The organism is Bordetella genomosp. 7, assembly GCF_002261265.1.
GTDB lineage: Bacteria > Pseudomonadota > Gammaproteobacteria > Burkholderiales > Burkholderiaceae_B > Bordetella_A.
In genome coordinates, this window is record NZ_NEVK01000008.1 from 619,038 (window position 1) to 638,962 (window position 19,925).

The 19,925-nt window shown below is 66.6% G+C and carries 15 protein-coding genes and 1 riboswitch; of the genes, 4 read left to right on the forward strand and 11 right to left on the reverse strand.

Annotated elements, in window-relative coordinates:
* Positions 1-99: 99 nt before the first annotated feature.
* Positions 100-249, reverse strand: a riboswitch (FMN riboswitch).
* 54 nt (positions 250-303) lie between these two features.
* Together CAL19_RS18810 and CAL19_RS18815 are read right to left on the reverse strand one after the other, a co-directional pair.
* Positions 304-795 carry an SET domain-containing protein gene (locus CAL19_RS18810; protein WP_026640588.1) on the reverse strand — a complete coding sequence of 164 codons (492 nt, stop codon included), beginning with the start codon at positions 793-795 and terminating at the stop codon, positions 304-306.
* A 71-nt stretch (positions 796-866) separates the two neighbouring features.
* Positions 867-1,340, reverse strand: coding sequence for an Lrp/AsnC family transcriptional regulator (locus tag CAL19_RS18815; RefSeq protein ID WP_026640589.1), 474 nt, complete (start codon positions 1,338-1,340; stop codon positions 867-869).
* Between the two features lie 93 nt (positions 1,341-1,433).
* On the opposite strand from CAL19_RS18815, the gene ilvB reads away from it, so the two are divergent.
* Complete coding sequence (gene ilvB / locus CAL19_RS18820; RefSeq protein ID WP_094797646.1) at positions 1,434-3,254, forward strand: biosynthetic-type acetolactate synthase large subunit; 1,821 nt, start codon at positions 1,434-1,436, stop codon at positions 3,252-3,254.
* Between the two features lie 513 nt (positions 3,255-3,767).
* Here the strand turns inward: ilvB and CAL19_RS18825 are convergent.
* From CAL19_RS18825 to CAL19_RS18850, 6 genes are all read right to left on the reverse strand, one after another.
* Positions 3,768-5,204, reverse strand: coding sequence for an aldehyde dehydrogenase family protein (locus CAL19_RS18825; protein WP_026640591.1), 1,437 nt, complete (start codon positions 5,202-5,204; stop codon positions 3,768-3,770).
* A gap of 54 nt (positions 5,205-5,258) precedes the next feature.
* Positions 5,259-6,035 carry an SDR family oxidoreductase gene (locus tag CAL19_RS18830; protein WP_026640592.1) on the reverse strand — a complete coding sequence of 259 codons (777 nt, stop codon included), beginning with the start codon at positions 6,033-6,035 and terminating at the stop codon, positions 5,259-5,261.
* A gap of 12 nt (positions 6,036-6,047) precedes the next feature.
* Positions 6,048-6,899: an ABC transporter permease gene (locus CAL19_RS18835; protein ID WP_026640593.1), complete on the reverse strand. Its 852-nt coding sequence runs from the start codon at positions 6,897-6,899 to the stop codon at positions 6,048-6,050.
* Between the two features lie 11 nt (positions 6,900-6,910).
* Complete coding sequence (locus tag CAL19_RS18840) at positions 6,911-7,681, reverse strand: ABC transporter ATP-binding protein (protein WP_094797647.1); 771 nt, start codon at positions 7,679-7,681, stop codon at positions 6,911-6,913.
* A 6-nt stretch (positions 7,682-7,687) separates the two neighbouring features.
* Positions 7,688-8,752 (reverse strand): ABC transporter substrate-binding protein, encoded by a 1,065-nt coding sequence (locus CAL19_RS18845; RefSeq protein WP_094797734.1) that lies wholly within the window; start codon positions 8,750-8,752, stop codon positions 7,688-7,690.
* A gap of 126 nt (positions 8,753-8,878) precedes the next feature.
* Complete coding sequence (locus CAL19_RS18850; protein WP_094797648.1) at positions 8,879-11,518, reverse strand: DNA topoisomerase III; 2,640 nt, start codon at positions 11,516-11,518, stop codon at positions 8,879-8,881.
* A 62-nt stretch (positions 11,519-11,580) separates the two neighbouring features.
* Here CAL19_RS18850 and CAL19_RS18855 point away from each other — a divergent pair, with 62 nt between their 5' ends.
* The gene (locus CAL19_RS18855; RefSeq protein ID WP_094797649.1) at positions 11,581-14,187 is read left to right on the forward strand and encodes a GDYXXLXY domain-containing protein; all 2,607 of its coding nucleotides are present in this window, start codon (positions 11,581-11,583) and stop codon (positions 14,185-14,187) included.
* Between the two features lie 10 nt (positions 14,188-14,197).
* Here CAL19_RS18855 and gluQRS read toward each other — a convergent pair whose 3' ends face one another.
* Both gluQRS and CAL19_RS18865 read right to left on the reverse strand, forming a co-directional pair.
* Positions 14,198-15,085 carry a tRNA glutamyl-Q(34) synthetase GluQRS gene (gene gluQRS / locus CAL19_RS18860; RefSeq protein ID WP_026640598.1) on the reverse strand — a complete coding sequence of 296 codons (888 nt, stop codon included), beginning with the start codon at positions 15,083-15,085 and terminating at the stop codon, positions 14,198-14,200.
* A gap of 3 nt (positions 15,086-15,088) precedes the next feature.
* A complete protein-coding gene (locus CAL19_RS18865) occupies positions 15,089-15,547 on the reverse strand; it encodes a DUF494 family protein (RefSeq protein ID WP_026640599.1) in 459 nt (152 codons plus the stop codon).
* A 255-nt stretch (positions 15,548-15,802) separates the two neighbouring features.
* Between CAL19_RS18865 and CAL19_RS18870 the strand changes: the two genes are divergently transcribed.
* Positions 15,803-16,942 carry a DSD1 family PLP-dependent enzyme gene (locus CAL19_RS18870; protein ID WP_094797650.1) on the forward strand — a complete coding sequence of 380 codons (1,140 nt, stop codon included), beginning with the start codon at positions 15,803-15,805 and terminating at the stop codon, positions 16,940-16,942.
* A 101-nt stretch (positions 16,943-17,043) separates the two neighbouring features.
* Positions 17,044-18,234 (forward strand): acetylornithine transaminase, encoded by a 1,191-nt coding sequence (locus CAL19_RS18875; protein ID WP_026640601.1) that lies wholly within the window; start codon positions 17,044-17,046, stop codon positions 18,232-18,234.
* 39 nt (positions 18,235-18,273) lie between these two features.
* Here the strand turns inward: CAL19_RS18875 and CAL19_RS18880 are convergent, their stop codons facing one another.
* Positions 18,274-19,917 (reverse strand): acyl-CoA synthetase, encoded by a 1,644-nt coding sequence (locus CAL19_RS18880; protein ID WP_094797651.1) that lies wholly within the window; start codon positions 19,915-19,917, stop codon positions 18,274-18,276.
* Positions 19,918-19,925 lie beyond the last annotated feature (8 nt).

Below are 19,925 nucleotides of genomic sequence, written 5' to 3' on the forward strand. Positions count from 1 at the left end.
TTTCAGGGCACATGACGCCAAGCCCCACCGCCGCGCGCAGACAGGGCGATGCCCCGGCCCGAGCCGCGGCGCGCCCCGCCCATGAGCGGGATGGCGCTGGCACATCTTCTTTCATCCGGACTGTGACCGTCGGCCCTGGCATCGCACCAGATCTGCTGACCCCGGCCGCATGGCGGCGCGGGCGCTCGCGGGCTTGCCGCATTGCGGCTTACCGCCGGTGGGGAATTGCACCCCGCCCTGAAGACGTACTGCACTGGCCGCGTATTGCGGCCGGCTCCTATTGTACGCGGAAGTTGCGCCAGGTCAGCCCTGGTCGTTTTTCTTCTTGGTCTTGAGCGCCAGCATGGTGCCGCGGCAAGCGGACGCGCCGCACAGGCACCGATAGTTTTCCTTGAGCTTCTTGGTGATGCGGCCTTCGATCACCAGGCCGTAGTCGTAGAACAGCTCTTCGCCGCGGGCAATGTCGCGCAATGCGGTGATGTACACGCGCTTGCCATGGCGGCCTTCCTGGGCTTCGCAATTGGGCTCGCACGAATGGTTGATCCAGCGCGCGTCGTTGCCGTCGTCGCCGCCATCGATGACGCGACCCGAACTCAGCGAGAAGAAAAACGTGTGAAAAGGGTCGTCGGGATTGGTGGGATGGCGGCGGTCGGCTTCCTTGGCGCTGATGCGCTTGCCTGTGTATTCGATGATGCGCGTGCCGGCGGGGATCTTCCGGGCGGCAAACACGCCATTGCCGTGCAGCTTGGAGCGGCGCACGACGTGCCAGGGCTTGGAGGGATCAGCAGTGGTCATGAATCTGGGCAGGTAGCGGGCCAGCGGCGATTATATCGGCGCACGGCGCGCCCTGCCGGTGCGGCCCCGGCCTATTCGGCGGCGGCCGCCGTCAGCGGCAATTGCGATTCTTTCAGGCGGCGCAGCACGAAACATGACTTGCTGTGGCGTATGCCCGGAATGCGGTAGAGCCGCTCGCGCAGCAGCCGTTCGTAATCGCGCGTGTCGCGCACCGCGATGCGTATGTAGTAGTCGTAGTCGCCCGATACCAGGAAGGCTTCCAGCACTTCGGGAATCTGCGCCAGGGCGCGGCCGAATTCGTAGAGGGTTTCTTCGCTGTGGCTTTCGAGGGTGATGTGGACGATGACGGTGTCCATGAACCCCAGGCTGGCCGGATCGATGTCGACGGTGTAGCCGCGGATGATGCCGGCGGCCTCCATGCGTTTAATGCGGTTCCAGCAGGGGGTGGACGATAGCCCCACTTCGCTGCCGATGTCGTTCAGGCTGGCGCGCGCATTCTGCTGCAGCACCCGCAGGATGGCGAGATCGAACTTGTCCAGTTTCATTTTCTGCATTCCCCGGCAAATAAAGATGAATTTACTGTAAACCGGGCGTTAACGGAGAAAAGAAGAGAAATCTTCTAGGCATGTAAGCGTAAGATATTCATCATGAACGATCGCCTCCACGCCTCGGCCCTGGCAGCTTTGGGCCACGATGAATCCGCTGAACGCAACGGCGCACAGATCCTGCTGGACACCCTGATTGAACGAGGCGTGGACACGGTATTCGGCTATCCGGGCGGCGCGGTGCTGCCGCTTTACGACGCCCTGTACGCCGAGTCGCGTCTGCGGCATGTGCTGGTGCGCCACGAGCAGGCGGCGGTGCATGCGGCCGAAGGCTATGCGCGCACTACCGGCCGGCCCGGCGTGGTGTTTGTCACCTCGGGGCCGGGCATGGCCAACACGACTTCGGGCCTGCTCGATGCTATGTGCGATTCCATCCCGGTGCTGTGCATCAGCGGACAGGTGGCCTCGGGCGCCATCGGCACCGACGCGTTCCAGGAATGCGATGCCATGGGCATTTCGCGGTCGGTGACGAAATGGAATACGCAGATCCGGTCGGTGGAAAGCGTGGCCGACGTTGCGGGGCGCGCATTCGACCTGACCCGCCAGGGGCGGCCGGGCCCGGTGCTGGTGGATTTCCCCAAAGATATGCAGCTGGCCCGGCCGGTGGCCGACGCAGGCGGCGCGACATTGCAGAATCGGCAGGTGGCGGCGCTGCGCATGCGCCGCCAGGCCGGCAAATCGCCCCTGAAGCTGCCGCAGACGGCCTTGCGCCGCGCCGCCGCGCTGATTGCCCAGGCCCGCCGTCCGGTGTTCTATGGCGGGGGCGGCCTGGTGAATTCGGGCCCCCAGGCCTGCGAGGCCTTTACGCGTCTGGTGCGCCACACGGGTGCGCCCTGCACGCTTACGCTGATGGGGCTGGGCGCGTTTCCCGCGTCCGACCCGCAGTTCGTGGGCATGCTGGGCATGCACGGCAGGCTGGAGGCCAACATGGCCATGCACCATGCCGACCTGGTGGTGTGCATCGGGGCGCGGTTCGACGACCGCATTACCGGCAAGCTTGCGGAATTCTGTCCCCATGCGCGCAAGATCCATATCGACATCGATCCGGCCTCGATCAATAAAGTGGTGCGGGTGGACGTGGCGCTGGTGGGCGATTGCCTGCCCATGCTCACCGCCTTGCGCGAGGCATTGGATGACCATACGCTGGCGCCCGCCCGCCTGGACAGTTGGTGGCGGCGCATCGATGCGTGGCGAGCCAAGGACTGCCTGGCCTACCCCCGCAACGATCAGGCCATCCTGCCGCAGCACCTGATGCAGCGCCTGAACACCGCGCTGGCCGGCCGCGATGCGATCGTGTCGACCGACGTGGGGCAACACCAGATGTGGGCCGCCCAGTATCTGGAGTTCGAGCGCCCCAACCGGTGGCTGACTTCGGGCGGCGCGGGCACCATGGGCTATGGCGTGCCGGCCGCGATCGGCGCGCAGGTGGCGCATCCGGACCGGTTGGTGGTGTGCGTCAGCGGCGACGCTTCGGTGTTGATGAATATCCAGGAGCTGTCCACGGCGATGCAGCACGAGACCCCCGTGAAGGTCGTGCTGTGCAACAACGGCTACATGGGCATGGTGCGCCAGTGGCAGGAACTGATCCACGGCGGACGCTATAGCCACAGCTATAACGCGTCTTTGCCCGATTTCGTGGCGCTGGCCAAGGCCTTCGGCTGGGGCGCGGCGCGGGTCGACGATCCGGCCAGGCTGGACGAGGCGCTGCGCGAATGCCTGGCACACCCCGGCCCGTACTTCCTGGATGTGGTGGTGGCGGGGCAAGAGAACTGCTTTCCCATGATGCCGGCGGGCGAAGGGCATCATCGGATGATGCTGGCCGAAGGGGTCTGGTACGAAGACGATACGGCCTAAGCGTGTCGGAGGCGGTTGAGTCGGTTATTTGCGGGGGTGTCTGACACCCTTCGGGACTCAGACACCTGGACGTGTGGGGCTCGCCGTGGCTTGGGCCGGTGATGTTGGTGTCTGACACCCTTCGGGAGTCAGACACCTGAACGTATGGGGCTTGCGGTGGCTGGGGCAGGTGATGTTGGTGTCTGACACCCTTTGGGAGTCAGACACCTGGACGTGTGTGGCTTGCCGTGGCTGGGGCAGGTGATGTTGGTGTCTGACACCCTTTGGGAGTCGGACACCTGGACGTGTGGCTTGCCGTGGCTGGGGCAGGTGATGTTGGTGTCTGACACCCTTTGGGAGTCAGACACCTGGACGTGTGTGGCTTGCCGTGGCTTGGGCAGGTGATGTTGGTGTCTGACACCCTTTGGGAGTCGGACACCTGGACGTGGGGCTTGCGGTGGCTTGGGCAGGTGATGTTGGTGTCTGACTCCCGAAGGGTGTCAGACACCGTTGCGTGCCGGCGGCGTGCGGGGGTCAGTCGTGCTTGATGGAAATGGTCTTCAGCACGGTGAAGCTGTACAACGCTTCGAAGCCTTTCTCGCGGCCGTGGCCGCTGGCCTTGACGCCGCCAAAGGGCAGTTCGATGCCGCCGCCCGCGCCATAGTTGTTGATGAACACCTGGCCGCTGCGCACCTTGCGGGCGATGCGCAGCTGGCGCGCGCCGTCGCGGGTCCAGACGCTGGCGGCAAGGCCATACTCGGTGGCATTGGCGATGCGCACCGCGTCGGCTTCGTCGTCGAACGGCATGGCGGCCAACACCGGGCCGAAGACTTCTTCCTGGGCCAGCCGGTGGTCCACCGGCACATCGCGCAGCAGCGTGGGGGCCTGGTAATAGCCTTCGGCCGGCGCTCCGTCGGCGACCTTGCCTTGCGCGACGGTGGCGATGCCGTCGCGCTCGGCGTCTTTCAGGAAGCCCTGCACCCGCTCCTGCTGCGTCTTGCGGATCAGCGGGCCGCAATCCAGGTCTTGTGTGGCCGGGCCCGTGCGGAGTGCGGCAAATGCTTGCGACAGGCGCTCCAGCACGCGGTCGTATGCGCTGCGTTCGACCAGCAGCCGGCTGCCGGCCGAGCACGTCTGCCCGGCATTCTGAATGATGGCGTTCACTGCCACGGGCACCAGCGCATCGATGTCGGCATCGGCGAACACGATCTGGGGCGACTTGCCGCCCAGCTCCAGGGTGACCGGCACATGGCGCTCGGCGGCGGTCTGTGTGACCAGCACGCCAATACGCGGCGAGCCGGTGAACGAGATGTGGTCTACGCCCGGGTGGCGCGTCAGTGCGTCGCCGGCTTCGTGGCCGTACCCCGTGACGATGTTGATGGCGCCGGGCGGGAAGCCCACGTCGGCGGCCAGCTCGGCCAGGCGCAACAGTGACAGGCACGCGTCTTCGGCGGGCTTGACCACGCACGCGTTGCCCGCCGCCAAAGCGCCGCCCACGCTGCGGCCGAAGATCTGCAACGGGTAGTTCCAGGGCACGACGTGCCCGGTGACGCCATGCGGCTCGCGTAGCGTCAGCACGGTATAACCGTTCTGGTACGGAAGCGTTTCGCCATGCAGTTTGTCGGCGGCGCCGCCGTAATACTCGAAATACCGAGCCACCGCGGTGACGTCGGCGCGCGCCTGCTTGGTGGGCTTGCCACAGTCGCGCGATTCGATCTCGGTAAGCTCGTCGGCGTGGTCCAGGATCTTGAGCGACAGCTTCAGCATCAGCCGGCCGCGCTCCGCCGCCGTGAGCCTGCCCCAAGGGCCTTCATCGAACGCGCGGCGAGCCGCCCGTACCGCCAGGTCGATATCCGTGGCGTTGCCCCGGGCGATGCTGTCGTATACCTGGCCAGTCGAGGGGTCGAAGACCGGAATGGATTCGCCCGACGCGCCGGGCACGGTGCGATTGTCAATGAAATGCTGCTTCATGCCGATGAACCTCAGGAGTGTCGTTGCAAGGGGCCGGCCATGCAGCCGGACTATCTAGAACAGGATGGAAAGGCCTCCGTCCACGGCCAGGACCTGTCCGTTGACATACGAGGCTGCCGGCGATGCCAGGAACACGGCGGCGCCGGCGATTTCGTCGGGCTGGCCCCAACGGCCCATGGGGTTGCGGGCAGCCAGCGGGTCGTTGGGGTCGGCCACGTAGGCGGCGTTGGTCTCGGTGGCGAACGTGCCGGGGGCGATGGCATTGCTGGTGATGCCCAGCGGGCCGAATTCCACGGCCAGCGCTCGCATCATGCCCGTGAGGCCCTGTTTTGCGGCCGGGTAGACTGCGTCTCCGGGCCGCGCCAGCTCGCCCGCGATCGACGTGATGGTGATCAGCCGACCGCTGCGCTGGCGCACCATGCGCTCGGCCGCGAGCTTGGCCAGCAGGATGCCCGCCACCAGGTCGGTTTCGATCAGCGCACGCACCTCGGCGGGCGAGATGTCTTGCAAGGGCTTGCGGTTGCGCGCCCCCACATTGCCGACCAGGATGTCGAGCCGCCCGTGCTCGGCATCGATACGTTCGAAGGCGCCGCGCATGGCATCTTCGTTGCAGACGTCGAACACCAGTGGCGATGCGGCCAGGTTCGCTTCGCGCAGCGATTGCACCGCGGCCAGGACGGCGGCCTCGTTGCGCCCGTTGATGAGCACATGGGCGCCGCTGGCCGCCATGGCGCGGGCGATGCTCAGCCCCAGGCCGCGCGCCGACCCGGTGATCAGCGCGACCTGTCCGGCCAGCGAGAAATTCTGCAAGTAGGATTGCGAAACAGACATAGGGACCGGTGTTCAGTTACGGAACTCGGGCGCCCAATGCAACAGCCGACGTTCCAGCCAGGTGACACAATAAACCAATACGATGCCGACGATCGAGAGCAGTGTTACCGCTGCGAACATGTCGGTGGCATTGAGCGTGGCCAGCGCGGTGATCATCAGGTAGCCCATGCCGGTGGTGGATCCGACGAACTCGGCAAGCACGACGCCGATCAGCGCGAAGCTGATGGCATTGGGCAGCGACGCGAAGGTCCAGGCGGCGGCGGTGGGAATGCGCACGCGCCACAGGATCTGCCGCGGCGAGCCGCCCAGCGTGCGGCAGAAGTCCACCAGTTCGCGCTCGACGCTGCGGCCCCCCTTGTAGGTATTGAAGAACACCAGGAAGAACACCACGAACCACGATGTCACCACTTTCGAGGCCAGGCCCAGGCCGAAGAACATGGTGATGAGGGGCACGAACGCGATGCGCGGCATCGAGTTGAAGGCCACGATGAACGGGTTGAAGACATCGGCCAGCATGCGGCTGCGGCTGAGCGTCATGCCTACCAGGAACCCGCTGCCCACCCCCACCACCAGGCCGACCAGCGTGGCCTCGAGCGTCAGCAGCAGGTGCGGCCAGACCGAACGCGGCCCCGGCTGCATCCATTCCCAGAGCCGGACTGCGATGCGCGACGGCTGGCTGATGAAAAACGGGTCGAACAGGGTGTTCTGCGCGAACCAGGGAATGCGGGTCAGGCCTTCCCAGGCGCCCAGCAGCACGAGCAGGATCAGCGCCTGCCATGCATGGACTTTCAGCCGCCGGCGCAGGCCGGCGCGGCGGTCCTGGCGGATCTGGTCTTGCAGCGTAGGTATCGAGGTTGCGGACATAAGGCGGCGGCTCAGGCGGCGGCGCGGAACTCCTGGCCCAGCACTGCCCACAGACTTTGCACGTGGGCGGTGAACTGAGGCGTCTCGCGCAAGGTAAAGACGTCGCGCGGATGCGGGATGGTGATGCGCTCGTCGAGCAATACGCGGCTGGGAGGCCCCGACAGCACCACGACCCGGTCCGACAGCGTGATGGCCTCGTCCAGATCGTGCGTCACCATGATGATCGTCTGGCCGAGCTTGCGCCAGATGTCGATGAGTTCGCGGTGCAGGTGCGTTTTGGTGTGGGTGTCCAGCGCGCCGAACGGTTCGTCCAGCAGCAGAATGCGCGGCTCGACCGCCAGGCTCATCAGCAGGGCCACGCGCCGGCGCATTCCGCCCGACAGCTGGTGCGGATAGGCCTGCGCAAACTGGCTGAGATGGCCGAGTTCCAGCAGTTCGGCCACGCGCTGCTCGATGCGCGCGGCCGGCACGCCCTGGAACTTCAGGCCCAGCGCAACGTTCTTGCGCACATTGAACCAGGGCAGCAGCGTGTCTTTCTGGAAGATGTAGCCCAGCGCGGGGGGAACCTGCCCGTGCACGGGCATGCCAGCGACCCGGATGGCGCCGGTGGTGACGGGAAAAAAGCCCGCGATCATGTTGAGCAGCGTGCTCTTGCCGCAGCCGGACGGCCCGACGATGGACACGAACTCGCCTTCGGCGATGGTGAGCGAGACCTCGCCCACGGCGTGCACCAGTCCGCCGCGCGTCTGGTAGGCCTTGCCCACGCGATCGAGTTCAATCATGCGGGTCTACTTTTTCTGGTGGGCACGCTGCACGAACGACATGTCCACGCATTTTGCGTAGGGAACCTTTTTCAGTTCTTCGTTCGAGAACTGGCGATCATCGCCCATGATGCCCAGCATGCGCTGGTAGGCATCTTCGGTGATGATGTTGTCTTTGAGAAATACGGTTTTCTGGTACACGGCCAGGGTCTTCTCGATCGCGCTGCGCGGGAAGGCGCTGAGGTAGTCGTCGTAGATGGCGTCGGTAAGCTCTGCGGCGCTGCTGTCGTTGATGAAGCTCTGCGCGCGAACCATCGCCGTGACGAACCCCTGCACGGTTTCGGGGCGCTTCTGGATGGTGTCTTGCAACGTCAGCGCCGCGATGCCCGGCACGTCGCCGCCCATGAATTCCTGCCATGAGGCATCGGTGGTGGCGTCGAAGATGGGCACGCCCCAGCCTTCTTCGCGGGCCTGCTCCATCATGGACATGGTGGCCATGGTGGCCGACACCGATCCGGTCTTGAGCGCGCCCAGCATGGTGGCCAGGTCGCCCAGCGGCCGCACATCGACCTTATCGGCAACGCCCGCCTGCTGCATCAGGTACACGGCCATGAGCCAGGTGACCGACTGGGGCTGGGTGGCCCCCACGCGCTTGCCGGCCAGGTCTTTCAGCGATTTGATCTTGCCGCTTTCGTAGTCTTCGCGCCGCACAATGATGTTGGCGTACGTGAGCTTGCGGTCAAAGCCGAACACCAGGCTGGCCGGCTTGCCCGCCAGCGTCAGCGCGGGGGCCGCGGTGGCTGCCGTTGCGCCGAAGGCGATTTGCCCGGCGGCCAGCATCTGCATCGTGCGCGGCCCGCTCTGCGAGTTCAGGTATTCGACGTCCAGCCCCGCGTCGCCAAAGTAGCCTTTTTTCAGGGCGACATAAGCGGCCGCGAAAAACGGGTCGATGCTGCCAAGCCCGAAGACGGTTTTGCCGGAGGCGCCCTGGCCGAAAGCCAGGCGCGGGCCAAGCAGGCATGCGGCGCCGAGCGCGCCGGTGGCAGACAGGAAACTACGGCGGGAAACTGGGGAAACGGGGCTGCGGGGCATGTCGTCCTCGATAGGCTTGTAATCGTTGTGGACGTAACAATACCGCAAATTCGGCGGGCCGGACGATCGCCGCTGCTTGGTCGCGCCCGCGTGTCTCGTGCAAAGACGCGCGGGCGCAGGCGTGGGCTAGGACGCCGTCTTGGCGGCTTTTTTTACCGCTTTCCTGGCGGCCTTCTTGGCCGCCGGTGGCTTGGCCGCAGTTTTCTTGGCCGCGGTCTTGGCTGCCGTCTTGGTGGCGGACTTGGTGGCGGACTTGGCGGGTGATTTCGCTGCCGTCCTGGCGGCGGACTTGGCCGGCGCGCGCCCCGTCTTGGCCGCGCGCGGCTCGAACTCGAAGCCCACCTTGCCGTCGGGCTGACGCACCAGGAACGCCTTGAACTTGCGGTTGGTGCGGCTCGACACGAAACCATCGAGCAGGTCGGTGCGGCCGTCGGCCAGAAGCTTGTGCATCTGCTCGCGCGAGATTTCCTGTTGCAGGATGATCTTGCCCGACCGGAAGTCGCATTGCTTCTCGGGGCCGACGGATTTTTCGCAGACGTAGCTCAGGCCATGTTCAAACACATGCGACCGGCATTTGGGGCACGGGCCCACGGGCGTATGCCCGCTGAAGTCCACCGGCTCGCTGCCGTCGTCTTCGTTCTGGCCGAAGTCGAACTCCAGCTTGTATTCGTCGCCGATGCGCAGGATGGCGGCAAACGGGCGCCCCATTTTGCTGATGAAGCCCTGCAGCGGGCCGATTTCGCGCTTGGCCAGCAGCTCTTCCACTTCGGGCAGCTCGAAGGTGCGTCCGCCCGGATGCTTGCCCATCGAGAAATCGCACTGGGTGCACGCGTAGCGGCGGTAGTTTTCCTTGACCACGCCGCCGCATTTCGGGCACGGCGTTTCAAGGGTGGCGTAGTCGCCCGGCACCGTGTCGCGTTCGTATTCTTTGGCGCGCTTGACGATGATCTGGGTCATCTGCGCGATTTCTCGCATGAACGCCGTGCGGTCGAGCCTGCCCTGCTCGATCTGCTTGAGTTTGTGTTCCCATTCGCCCGTCAGTTCAGGCGAAGTGAGTTCGCTGACATCGAGCCCCGAGAGCAGGGTCATGAGCTGGCGCGCCTTGGCGGTGGGCACCAGTTCGCGCCCTTCGCGCCGCAGGTATCCTTCGCCAAGCAGACCTTCGATAATGCCCGCCCGGGTGGCCGGGGTGCCCAGGCCTCGTTCGGACATGGCCTCGCGCAGCTCTTCGTCGTCGACCAGCTTGCCCGCGCCTTCCATGGCCGAAAGCAGCGTCGCTTCGGTATAGCGTGGCGGCGGCTTGGTCGACAGACCCACGGCCTCGACGTCTTCGGTGCGCACGGTTTCATTGTTGGCCACCGGCACCAGATTGGCGTCTTCGCCCTGGGCTTCTTTGCCGTACACCGCAAGCCAGCCCGGCGACACCAGCACCTTGCCTTCGGTCTTGAACCGATGGCCCTGTACCTCGGTGATGCGCGTGGTGACGCGATACTCGGCGGACGGAAAGAACACCGCCAGGAAGCGCTTGAGCACCAGATCGTACAGCTTGCCTTCGGCCTCGCTCAGATCGTGCGGGATCTGCAGCGTGGGAATGATGGCAAAGTGATCCGACACCTTCTTGTTGTCGAAAATGCGCCGGTTGGGCTTGACCCAGTTCTGCGTCACAACCGTGCCGGCATGCCGCGCAAGCTGGCCCACGGCGTTCGAGCCGCCCTTGGCCAGGGCCTGCATGGTTTCGCGCACGGTGCCCAGATAGTCTTCGGGCAGGTAGCGGGAATCGGTACGCGGATAGGTAAGCGCCTTGTGGCGTTCGTACAGGGTCTGGGCCAGGGCCAGCGTGGTCTTGGCCGAAAAGCCGAAGCGCCCGTTGGCCTCGCGCTGCAGCGAGGTCAGGTCGTACAGGGCGGGCGATGCCTGCGTGGACGGCTTGGATTCTTCGGTGACGTTGCCGGGCTGCTGGCGGCAGGCCGCCACCACGCTCTGCGCGGCGGCCTGCGACCACAGGCGCGATTCGCGCTTTTCGGGGTCGCGCTCGTCGCGCTTGAACTCCGGGTCGATCCAGCGGCCCTGGTACAGGCCCGCGGCGGCCACGAAGGTGGCGTGCACTTCCCAGTAATCGCGCGGCACGAATGCGCGGATGCGCGCCTCGCGTTCGGCCACGATGGCCAATGTGGGCGTCTGCACGCGCCCCACCGGGGTCTTGAAGAAACCGCCGTCCTTGCTGTTGAAGGCCGTCATGGCGCGGGTGCCGTTGATGCCGACCAGCCAGTCGGCCTCGGCGCGCGAGCGCGCGGCGGCTTCAAGCGGCTTGAGCTGTTCGTCGTCGCGCAGGTTCTCGAACGCTTCACGGATCGCGGCCTGCGTCATGGATTGCAGCCACAGACGGCGTATGGGTTTCTTTACCCCCGCATACTGGACGATATAGCGGAAGATCAGTTCGCCCTCGCGGCCCGCGTCACAGGCGTTGATCAGCGAATCGACGTCTTTGCGCTTGGCCAGCTTGACCAGCAGCTTCAGGCGTTCGGCCGAGCGCTTGTCTGCGGGCCCCAGTTCGAATTCCGGCGGAATTACGGGCAGGTGAGTGAAGCTCCATTTTCCCTTGACCGGATCGTTGGGCGCGACAAGACCGAGCAAATGCCCGATACTGGAAGCGAGCACGTAACGTTCGCTTTCAAAATAGTCGCCCTCGCGCGCGAAGCCTCCGAGGGCGCGTGATATATCAAGGGCTACCGAGGGCTTCTCGGCAATAATCAACGTTTTGCTCATGGGTATCCAGTGGCGGTAGACCCGCCGGTGTAGCGCGGATAATACGAGGGGAGATTCGCCGCATGCAAGTCGGGGCTACAGGCCAGGCGGGTTCGGAACTGCACGCATGGCGGCAATTTTTGGGCCGCACCACGCTTTGGCTGGCCGTATGGCTGCTGGGCAGCGCCGTGATCTGCTGGGTAGCCGCCAACTGGCCGGACATGTCCAAGACGCAGCGCTTTGCCGGTGCGCAGGCGCTATTGGCCGGGTGCGTGCTGGCCGCAGCGTGGGCAGGTTGGCGCCTGCGGTCCAGCGGCGGCGCGCGCCGGCACGCGCCCGGCGCGCTGCTGACCCTGGGCGGTCTGTTGCTGGGCGCGTTGCTGGCCTTGCTAGGCCAGTCTTACCAGACGGGCGCCGACACCTGGGAACTCTTTGCCTGGTGGGCCGCGCTATTGTTGCCCTGGGCGCTGGTGGCAGCCAGCCAGGCAGTCTGGCTGCTATGGATAGCGGTCGTCAATATTGCGGCGCTGCTTTATTTGCAGCAATCGCCCAGCCCATTCTGGTGGAACCTCGACGCCAGCATACCTGCCCTGACGCTGGCCGCGCTAAATCTGACGATGCTGGCGGTGTGGGAATGCGCCGCGTGGCGCTGGCGGGCCGACACCCGCGTGGGACCGCGCGCGCTGGCCGCGCTGGTCATCGGCATCCTGGTCTTCAGCCTGACGTTCGGCGGTTCGGTGCTGTACGAGCTGGGCTCGATCAGGGGCGCAGCGTGGCTGGCCGTCACCCTGGGCCTGGGCTACTACTACCACCGCGGCCGGCGTGATCTGCTTATCCTGGCCATGCTGGCCGCCGGCGTCATCTGCGTGACGATGCGCCTGGCGGGCGAATGGCTGTTCCGCCTGGAACCGGGGCCTTGGGCCATTCTGCCCCTGGCAGGGCTCCTGATGGCCGAAGCCGTGTGGGCGGCGCGTTGGTTGCGCCGCCTGGCCGCCCGGCTGCCGACGGGCCGCGCGCTGGCCGACGCCGAACCGGCGGGGGCTTCGGCGGGCAACGCCGTGGCGCCCCCGGTTCTGGGCAGTCCCGTGGCCGAAGTGGCCGAACCCGCGGAACCGCCGCGCCTTGAGCCCGCCTGGTATGTGCAGGGCCTGCTGGGCCTGAGCGCCTGGCTGAGCACCCTGCTGCTGCTGGTTTTTCTGGCTGTTTCGGGCCTGGTGCAGACGCTGCAGGGCGCCCTGGTGGTGGGGCTGGTGCTTTGCGCCGGCGCGGTGGCCGTGCTGCGCACCGATGCGGGGCCTTTCTGGCGCCAGTGCGCCACGGCCCTGGGCTTTGCAGGCCAGATCCTGGTCGCGTTCGGCCTTTCCGACTCGGCATCGCTGTCCAGCGCCTGCGCCTTCGTACTGTTGCTGGGGGCGGCCGTATATGCCTTGGCGCCAGACGCGCTGTTGCGGTTCCTGAGCGCCTGGATGGTTGCGCTGGCGCTGGCCGGGCTCATCTGGTTGGGGCTGGTGCCTGGCCTGATGAGCAACGACCTGCTCGAAATGTGGCTCGATTTCGACACCTTGCAAGCCACCTTCGTGTGGCTGCCTGTGGCGGTGGCGGGCGGCTGGACAGCCGCGGCCGCTTTCTGCGTCGGGCATCGTCTGGCGCGCACGCGCCCGAATCTGCTGCTGCCGCTGGCCTGGGCATTCGTGCTTGCGGTGCAAAGCATGGTGTGGCTGGCCGGCGGCACGACCCTGGCGCAGTTGCCCGTCATCTGGGAAGCCAACCGGGTGGCCGCGATGCTGACGGTGGCAGGCGTGCTGTTGCCGGTGGGCAGCGCCCTGGCCGTATTGTGGCCGCGTCGGCACGCGCTGACCGCGGGGGTGATGTGGGGGGTGCCCCTGGCCTTGCTGGTGCTGGCACTGTTCTGGCTGCCCAGCCCGGGCATCGCCTTCGCGCTGGCCTGGATGTTGCTGGGCTTTGGCCTGAACCGGCGGCATCTGGCCGTTTTTGGCGGCCTGAGCCTGCTGGTCTATCTGCTTATCTATTATTACCAGCTGCAGGTGCCGCTGCTCGACAAGGCGCTGTGGCTGGGCGGGGCCGCCGTGCTTCTGTTCCTGCTGCGCGCCCTGCTGTGGCTGGTGCCTCGCCTGACCCGCACGGCGCCGCCCACCGAGCAGGCCGTGGCCGACCCGCCGGGCGCGGCATTGCGCTGGCGTACGGCCGTGGTGCTGGGCGGCCTGGTGCTTGCGCTCGGGTTCGTCAATACCGCGATCTGGCAACGCGAGGGACTGCTGGCCACGGGCCGCGTGGCCATCCTGGAACTGGCGCCGGTGGATCCGCGTTCGTTGATGCAGGGCGACTACATGGCCTTGCGCTTTGCCGCCGGCGACGAGGTCATGCAGCGGTTCGCTGCGCACACGCCGGGCAAGCCCCTGCTCGACGGCTATGTCGTGTTGGTGCCGGACGGCAAAGGCGTGGCGCAGGTGGCGCGCATCCAGCCGCAGGCGCAACCGCAGGCCGCCAACGAAATCGCCCTGCGCTACCGCATGCGGGGCGGCCAGGTGCGCATCGTCACCAACGCGTACTTCTTTCCCGAAGGGCAGGCCGAACGTTACGAGTCGGCGCGGTATGGCGAAGTTCGGGTGGGCAAAGACGGCACGGGGCTGCTGGTGCGCATGCTCGGGGCGGATCTGCAGCCGCTGTAGGGGCGCCGCGCTACCGCGCGGCCTGTGGCCCGTAGCGCGCCGACCAGCGGGCGGTGGCTGCCGCCAGGAATTCGCCTGGCGTCGCGGCCTGCAAGGGCGCAAAATCCAGCGCCTGCCAGGCCTGGGCCAGCATGGCCAGCGGCCGGGCCGTGTCGATGGCCGGCGCGCCGTTCTGTTTCGATAACTTCAGCCCGCTTTGGGGGTCGGTTACCAACGGCACGTGCATGACGCGCGGCGGCCCCGCGCCCAGCAGCCGGGCCAGGATACGCTGGCGAGCCGTGGAACTGAGCAGGTCGGCGCCGCGCACGACGTCGGTGACGCCCTGCTCGGCGTCATCCACCACGACCGCCAGCTGGTAGGCCCACAGGCCATCGGCACGCCTGAGCACGAAGTCGCCCACGGCGCGGGCCACGTCCTGTTGCTGCGGCCCCAGCCATCGGTCGGTAAAGTGTTCGCAACCCGGCGGCACGCGCAGCCGCCATGCGCGGGCCTGTCGGCCAGGGGGCAGGCCATGCCGGCAGGTACCGGGATACGGGCGCTCGCCGTCGGTGACGGTGCCCGGCCCGCGCAGCGATGAATCGGCGATTTCCCGCCGCGTGCAGCCGCACCCATAGACCAGGCCTTGCGAGGCAAGCCTGTCGAAGGCGCGCTGGTAGGCGTCGCCACGCCGTGACTGCCACCAGATGTCGCCATCCCAGTGCAGTTCCAGGCGGCGCAGTTGCTGCATGATGGTTTCGGCGGCGCCCGCGACGGTGCGCGGGGAATCGACATCTTCGATGCGCAGCAGCCAGCGGCCGCCATGCGCGCGCGCATCCAGCCAGCTGGCCAGGGCGGCTACCAGCGAACCCAGGTGCAGCGGCCCGCTAGGGCTGGGGGCGAAGCGACCTACGTAGTTCACGGCTCAGTGGAGCCTGCGCACACCATCGTCGTCGAGCAGTTCTTCGAGAACCAGGTTGTCGATTTCGGCTTCCTGGCTCCAGAGGACCATCAGGGCGATGATCTTGATCTTGGCCAGCGATACCGGGGTTTCCGGCGCTGCCAGGGCGCGGTCGATGACGATTTCGCGCAATGGCGCCGGCAGCACGCCGGCCGATTCGAGAAATGCGATGAACCCGATGGATTCGGTGCCGAGCTGTTGGTATTCGGAGTCGGTGTAGATACGGACGCCGGAGCTGGGAGCCTGGGCGAGATCGACGCAGCGTTCGGTGGTTTCGGCCAGGCCATAAAGCCAGCCCAGCGCGTCGTCGATGTCATCGTGCTCGAAGCCGGCGGCAGCAAGGCGTTTGGCGAGAACGTCGGCCGCGGGACAGGCTTGCGGCGTGTAGTAGTTTTCGAACAAATAGACGAGGATATCGAACATATGGCGCATTGTCGTGCCGGTTTGCACAGTCGGCCCGCATATCGGCAAACCAGCAAACGTGAATTTAACTGTACGCTGAAACGTCATCCGGGGCAACTTCACCCTACCGGGTTGGCGATATACAACGGAAGGCGCGCTCCCGGCCCGCAATCGAGGCGGCCGCCGCAGCGGCGGATACACTAAACCGCAATGAAACACCCAGTGGGCGTCTGTCCTGGCGCCACGCATGTTCGTACGAAAAAGGAACGCACATTCATGGCTGTCCACCCTTCGGTATCCGTCCCCGGTTTGATTCCTGCTGCGGCGGCGGGCGACCCGCTGGCCCGGGTCGACACGCCCAGCCTGGTGCTGGACCTGGACGCCTTCGAACACAACCTGCGGGCGATGCAGGCCTGGGCCGACCGCCACGGCGTGCGCCTGCGCCCGCACGCCAAGGCGCACAAGTGCCCGGAAATTGCGCGACGGCAGCTGGCCCTGGGCGCCCGCGGCATCTGCTGCCAGAAGGTCAGCGAGGCGGTTCCGTTCGTGGCGGCGGGCATCGATGACGTGCACATCAGCAACGAAATCGTCGGGCCGGCCAAGCTGGCGCTGCTGGCGCAACTGGCGCGCGCGGCCCGCGTCAGCGTGTGCGTGGACGACGCCGGCAACCTGGCCGATATTTCCGCCGCCATGACACAGGCCGGGGCCCAGGTCGAAGTGCTGGTCGAGATCGATGTCGGACAGGGCCGTTGCGGCGTTCCGGATGTGGCCGAAGCCGTGGCGCTGGCGCGGCGCGTGCAGGATCTGCCCGGTGTGAGCTTCGGAGGCTTGCAGGCCTATCACGGGTCGGCGCAGCATGTGCGCAGCCACGCCGGACGCGCCGAGGCGGCCTCGCGCGCGGCCCGCCTGGCGGCCGAGTGCGCGCGCGCGCTGCGTTCGGCCGGCATCCCGTGCGACCGCATTACCGGCGCGGGTACGGGCAGCGCGGAATTCGATGCGGCGTCGGGCGTGTACACAGAGCTGCAAGCGGGCTCGTACGCGTTCATGGATGGCGACTACGGCGCCAACGACTGGTCGGGGCCGTTGGCTTTCCGCCACAGCCTTTACCTGCTGGCTACGGTCATGAGCCGGCCCGTGGCGGGCCGGGCGGTGGTGGATGCGGGGCTTAAATCCACCACCATTGAAAGCGGCTTGCCCCGCGTGGCCGGCCGCGACGGCTTGCGCTATATAGCCGCCAACGACGAACACGGCGTGCTGGAAGTCGCCGCCGATGCGAACGTGCGGCTGGGCGATACGTTGCTGCTGGTGCCCGCTCACGTCGATCCCACCTTCAACCTGCACGATACCCTGGTGGCCTATCGCGACGGCGTGGTCGAGGGCATCTGGGACATCGCCGCGCGCGGGCTGAGCCGCTAAGGCGGCGTACGGCGCGGGCGCCGGCCCGCCCGCGGCCGCCATACGGTGCTAAATTGCAGGTTTTCCACCCCCCCTTGTTTCCCTATTCCGCAGGAACCGCCATGGAATTCAGCCAGTTCAACGTCAATGCCCTCATGGAGATCACCGCTCGCCCGGACCTGGTGTTCGTGCGAGGCCAGGGCTCCTGGCTGGAGGATCACACGGGCAAGCGATACCTGGATTTCGTGCAGGGTTGGGCGGTGAACACGCTGGGCCACTGCGCGCCGGAAATGAAGCGCGCGCTGATCGAGCAGGCCGACAAGCTGATGAACCCGTCGCCCGCGTTCTATAACGCGCCGTCGATCGAACTGGCCCAGCGGCTGACGGGCGCATCGTGCTTTGATCGCGTGTTCTTTGCCAACAGCGGCGCCGAGGCCAACGAAGGCGCCATCAAGCTGGCGCGCAAGTGGGGGCGCGTCAAGCGCAATGGCGCCTACAAGATCATCACGATGAACCACGGCTTTCATGGCCGCACGCTGGCCACCATGTCGGCTTCCGGCAAGCCGGGCTGGGACACGATGTATGCGCCGCAGGTCGAAGGCTTTCCGAAGGCCGAACTCAACGACCTGGATTCGGTGCGCGCGCTGATCGACAACCAGACCGTGGCCATCATGCTCGAGCCGGTGCAGGGCGAGTCGGGCGTGGTTCCGGCCACCCCCGAGTTCATGAAGGGCCTGCGCCAATTGGCCGACGAGCACCAGCTGCTGCTTATCGTCGACGAAGTGCAGACCGGCATGGGCCGCACGGGCAAGCTCTTCGCCTACCAGCACTTCGACGTTGTGCCCGACATCATGACGCTGGCCAAAGGCATCGGCGGCGGCGTGCCGCTGGCCGCGCTGCTCGCCCGCGAGGAAGTCTGCGTGTTCGCGCACGGCGACCAGGGCGGCACCTACAACGGCAACCCGCTGATGGCCGCCGTGGGCGTGGCCGTGTTCGACACGCTGGCCTCGCCGGGCTTCATGGATACCATGCGCGCCCGCAGCCAGCAGTTGTCGGAAGGCTTGCTGGCCTTGTCGTCCAAGCGCGGCCTGCGCGGCGAACGCGGCATGGGCCTGTTGCGCGCGCTGATCCTGGACCGCGACGACGGCCCCGCCATTGTCGACGCGGCGCGTAACCTGGCGCCGCAAGGCCTGCTGCTGAACGCGCCGCGCGGCAACCTGCTGCGCTTCATGCCTGCATTGAACGTCACCGAGGCAGAGATCGAGACGATGCTGTCGCAACTCGACGGCGTGATCGGCGCGTTGCGCAAATAACCGCCTGCCCGCATGGCACGGGGCCCGGCTGGCTTGCTGTCAGCCGGGCCCTTTTGTTTCGTCCAGCGCCGCCGCCTGGCTGCGCAGGATGTACTTCTGTATCTTGCCGGTGGCGGTCTTGGGTAGCGGGCCGAACACGACGGTGCGCGGCACCTTGAAGCGCGCGAGCTGAGCCCGGCAATGGTTCACGATATCTTCGGCCGAGCATGACGCGCCTTCTTTCAGGGTGACGAAGGCGCAGGGCGTTTCGCCCCAGGCAGGATCGGGGCGCGCGACCACCGCCGCCTCCAGGACGGCGGGATGCCGGTACAGCACGCTTTCGACTTCCACGGTCGAGATGTTCTCGCCGCCGGAGATCACGATGTCTTTGGCGCGGTCCTTGATTTCGATGTAGCCGTCCGGGTGCAGCACGCCCAGGTCGCCGGAATGGAACCAGCCGCCGGCGAAGGCTTCGGCGGTGGCCGCCGGGTTGTGCAGGTATCCCTTCATCAGGGTGTTGCCGCGCAGCACGATCTCGCCCAGCGATTTGCCATCGGCGGGCACCGGCCGCAGTTGCGCATCGACCACCTGCACATCCTCGACGTTCAGCTTGCGCACGCCGATGCGGGCCTTGAGCGCGGCGCGCTCGGCCAGCGGCAGCCCGTCCCATTCATCGTGCCAGGCACAGCTGACCGAAGGACCGTACGTTTCTGTCAGGCCGTACAGGTGCGTGACCGTCACGCCCAGTTGCTCCATGGCTTCGATAACGGCCGCCGGGGGCGCGGCCCCGCCGGTAAGCGCGTGCACGGGATGTGCGGCGCGATACTGTACCTCGGCCGGCGCGTTGACCAGCATATTCAGCACCACGGGCGCGGCACAGAAGTAGCCGACATGGTGGCGCCGGATGGCCGAGAAGATGGCCGCCGGCTCGACCCGCCGCAGGCAGACGCTGGTGCCGGCAAGCGCGGCAAGCGTCCAGGGAAAGCACCAGCCGTTGCAATGGAACATCGGCAAGGTCCACAGGTACACGGCGTGGGGCGGCATGCCGCAAGCCAGTACGTTGCCGGTGGCGTTGAGATAAGCGCCCCGATGGTGGTAGACCACGCCCTTTGGGTTGCCCGTCGTGCCCGACGTGTAGTTCAGGCAGATGCTCTGCCATTCGTCTGCAGGCCAGTCCCATGGCGCGTCGGGCGCGTGCGCGCCGAGCCACGCTTCGTATTCCGCGTCGCCGAAGTCGCCGTGGCTGCCGGTGAATTCCGTGTCTTCGATGCGCACCACTCGCGGCGGCGCCGCCATGCGGGACCACACGTCGCGGACCAGGTCGGCGTATTCGCTGTCGTACAACAGGACCTTGGCCCCGCCGTGCTCAAGAATGAACGCCAGCGTGGCCGCGTCCAGCCGCGTGTTCAGCGCGTTGAGCACCGCGCCGGCCATGGGCACGCCGAAGTGTGCCTCATACAGCGCAGGCACATTGGGCGCGAGTACGGCCACCACGTCGCCCGGCTGTACGCCCCATGCGCGCAGCGCCGCGGCCATCTGCCGACAGCGTGCGCGGGTGTCATGCCAGCTTTGGCTGCGTTCGCCATGCACCAGCGCGGGACGTTGCGGATACACACCGGCCGACCACTGCAAAAACCCTAGCGGCGTCAGCGCCACGTGGTTGGCGGCATTGCGGGGCAGGTCATCGTGCGGGGTGGCTGTCATAAGCGCCT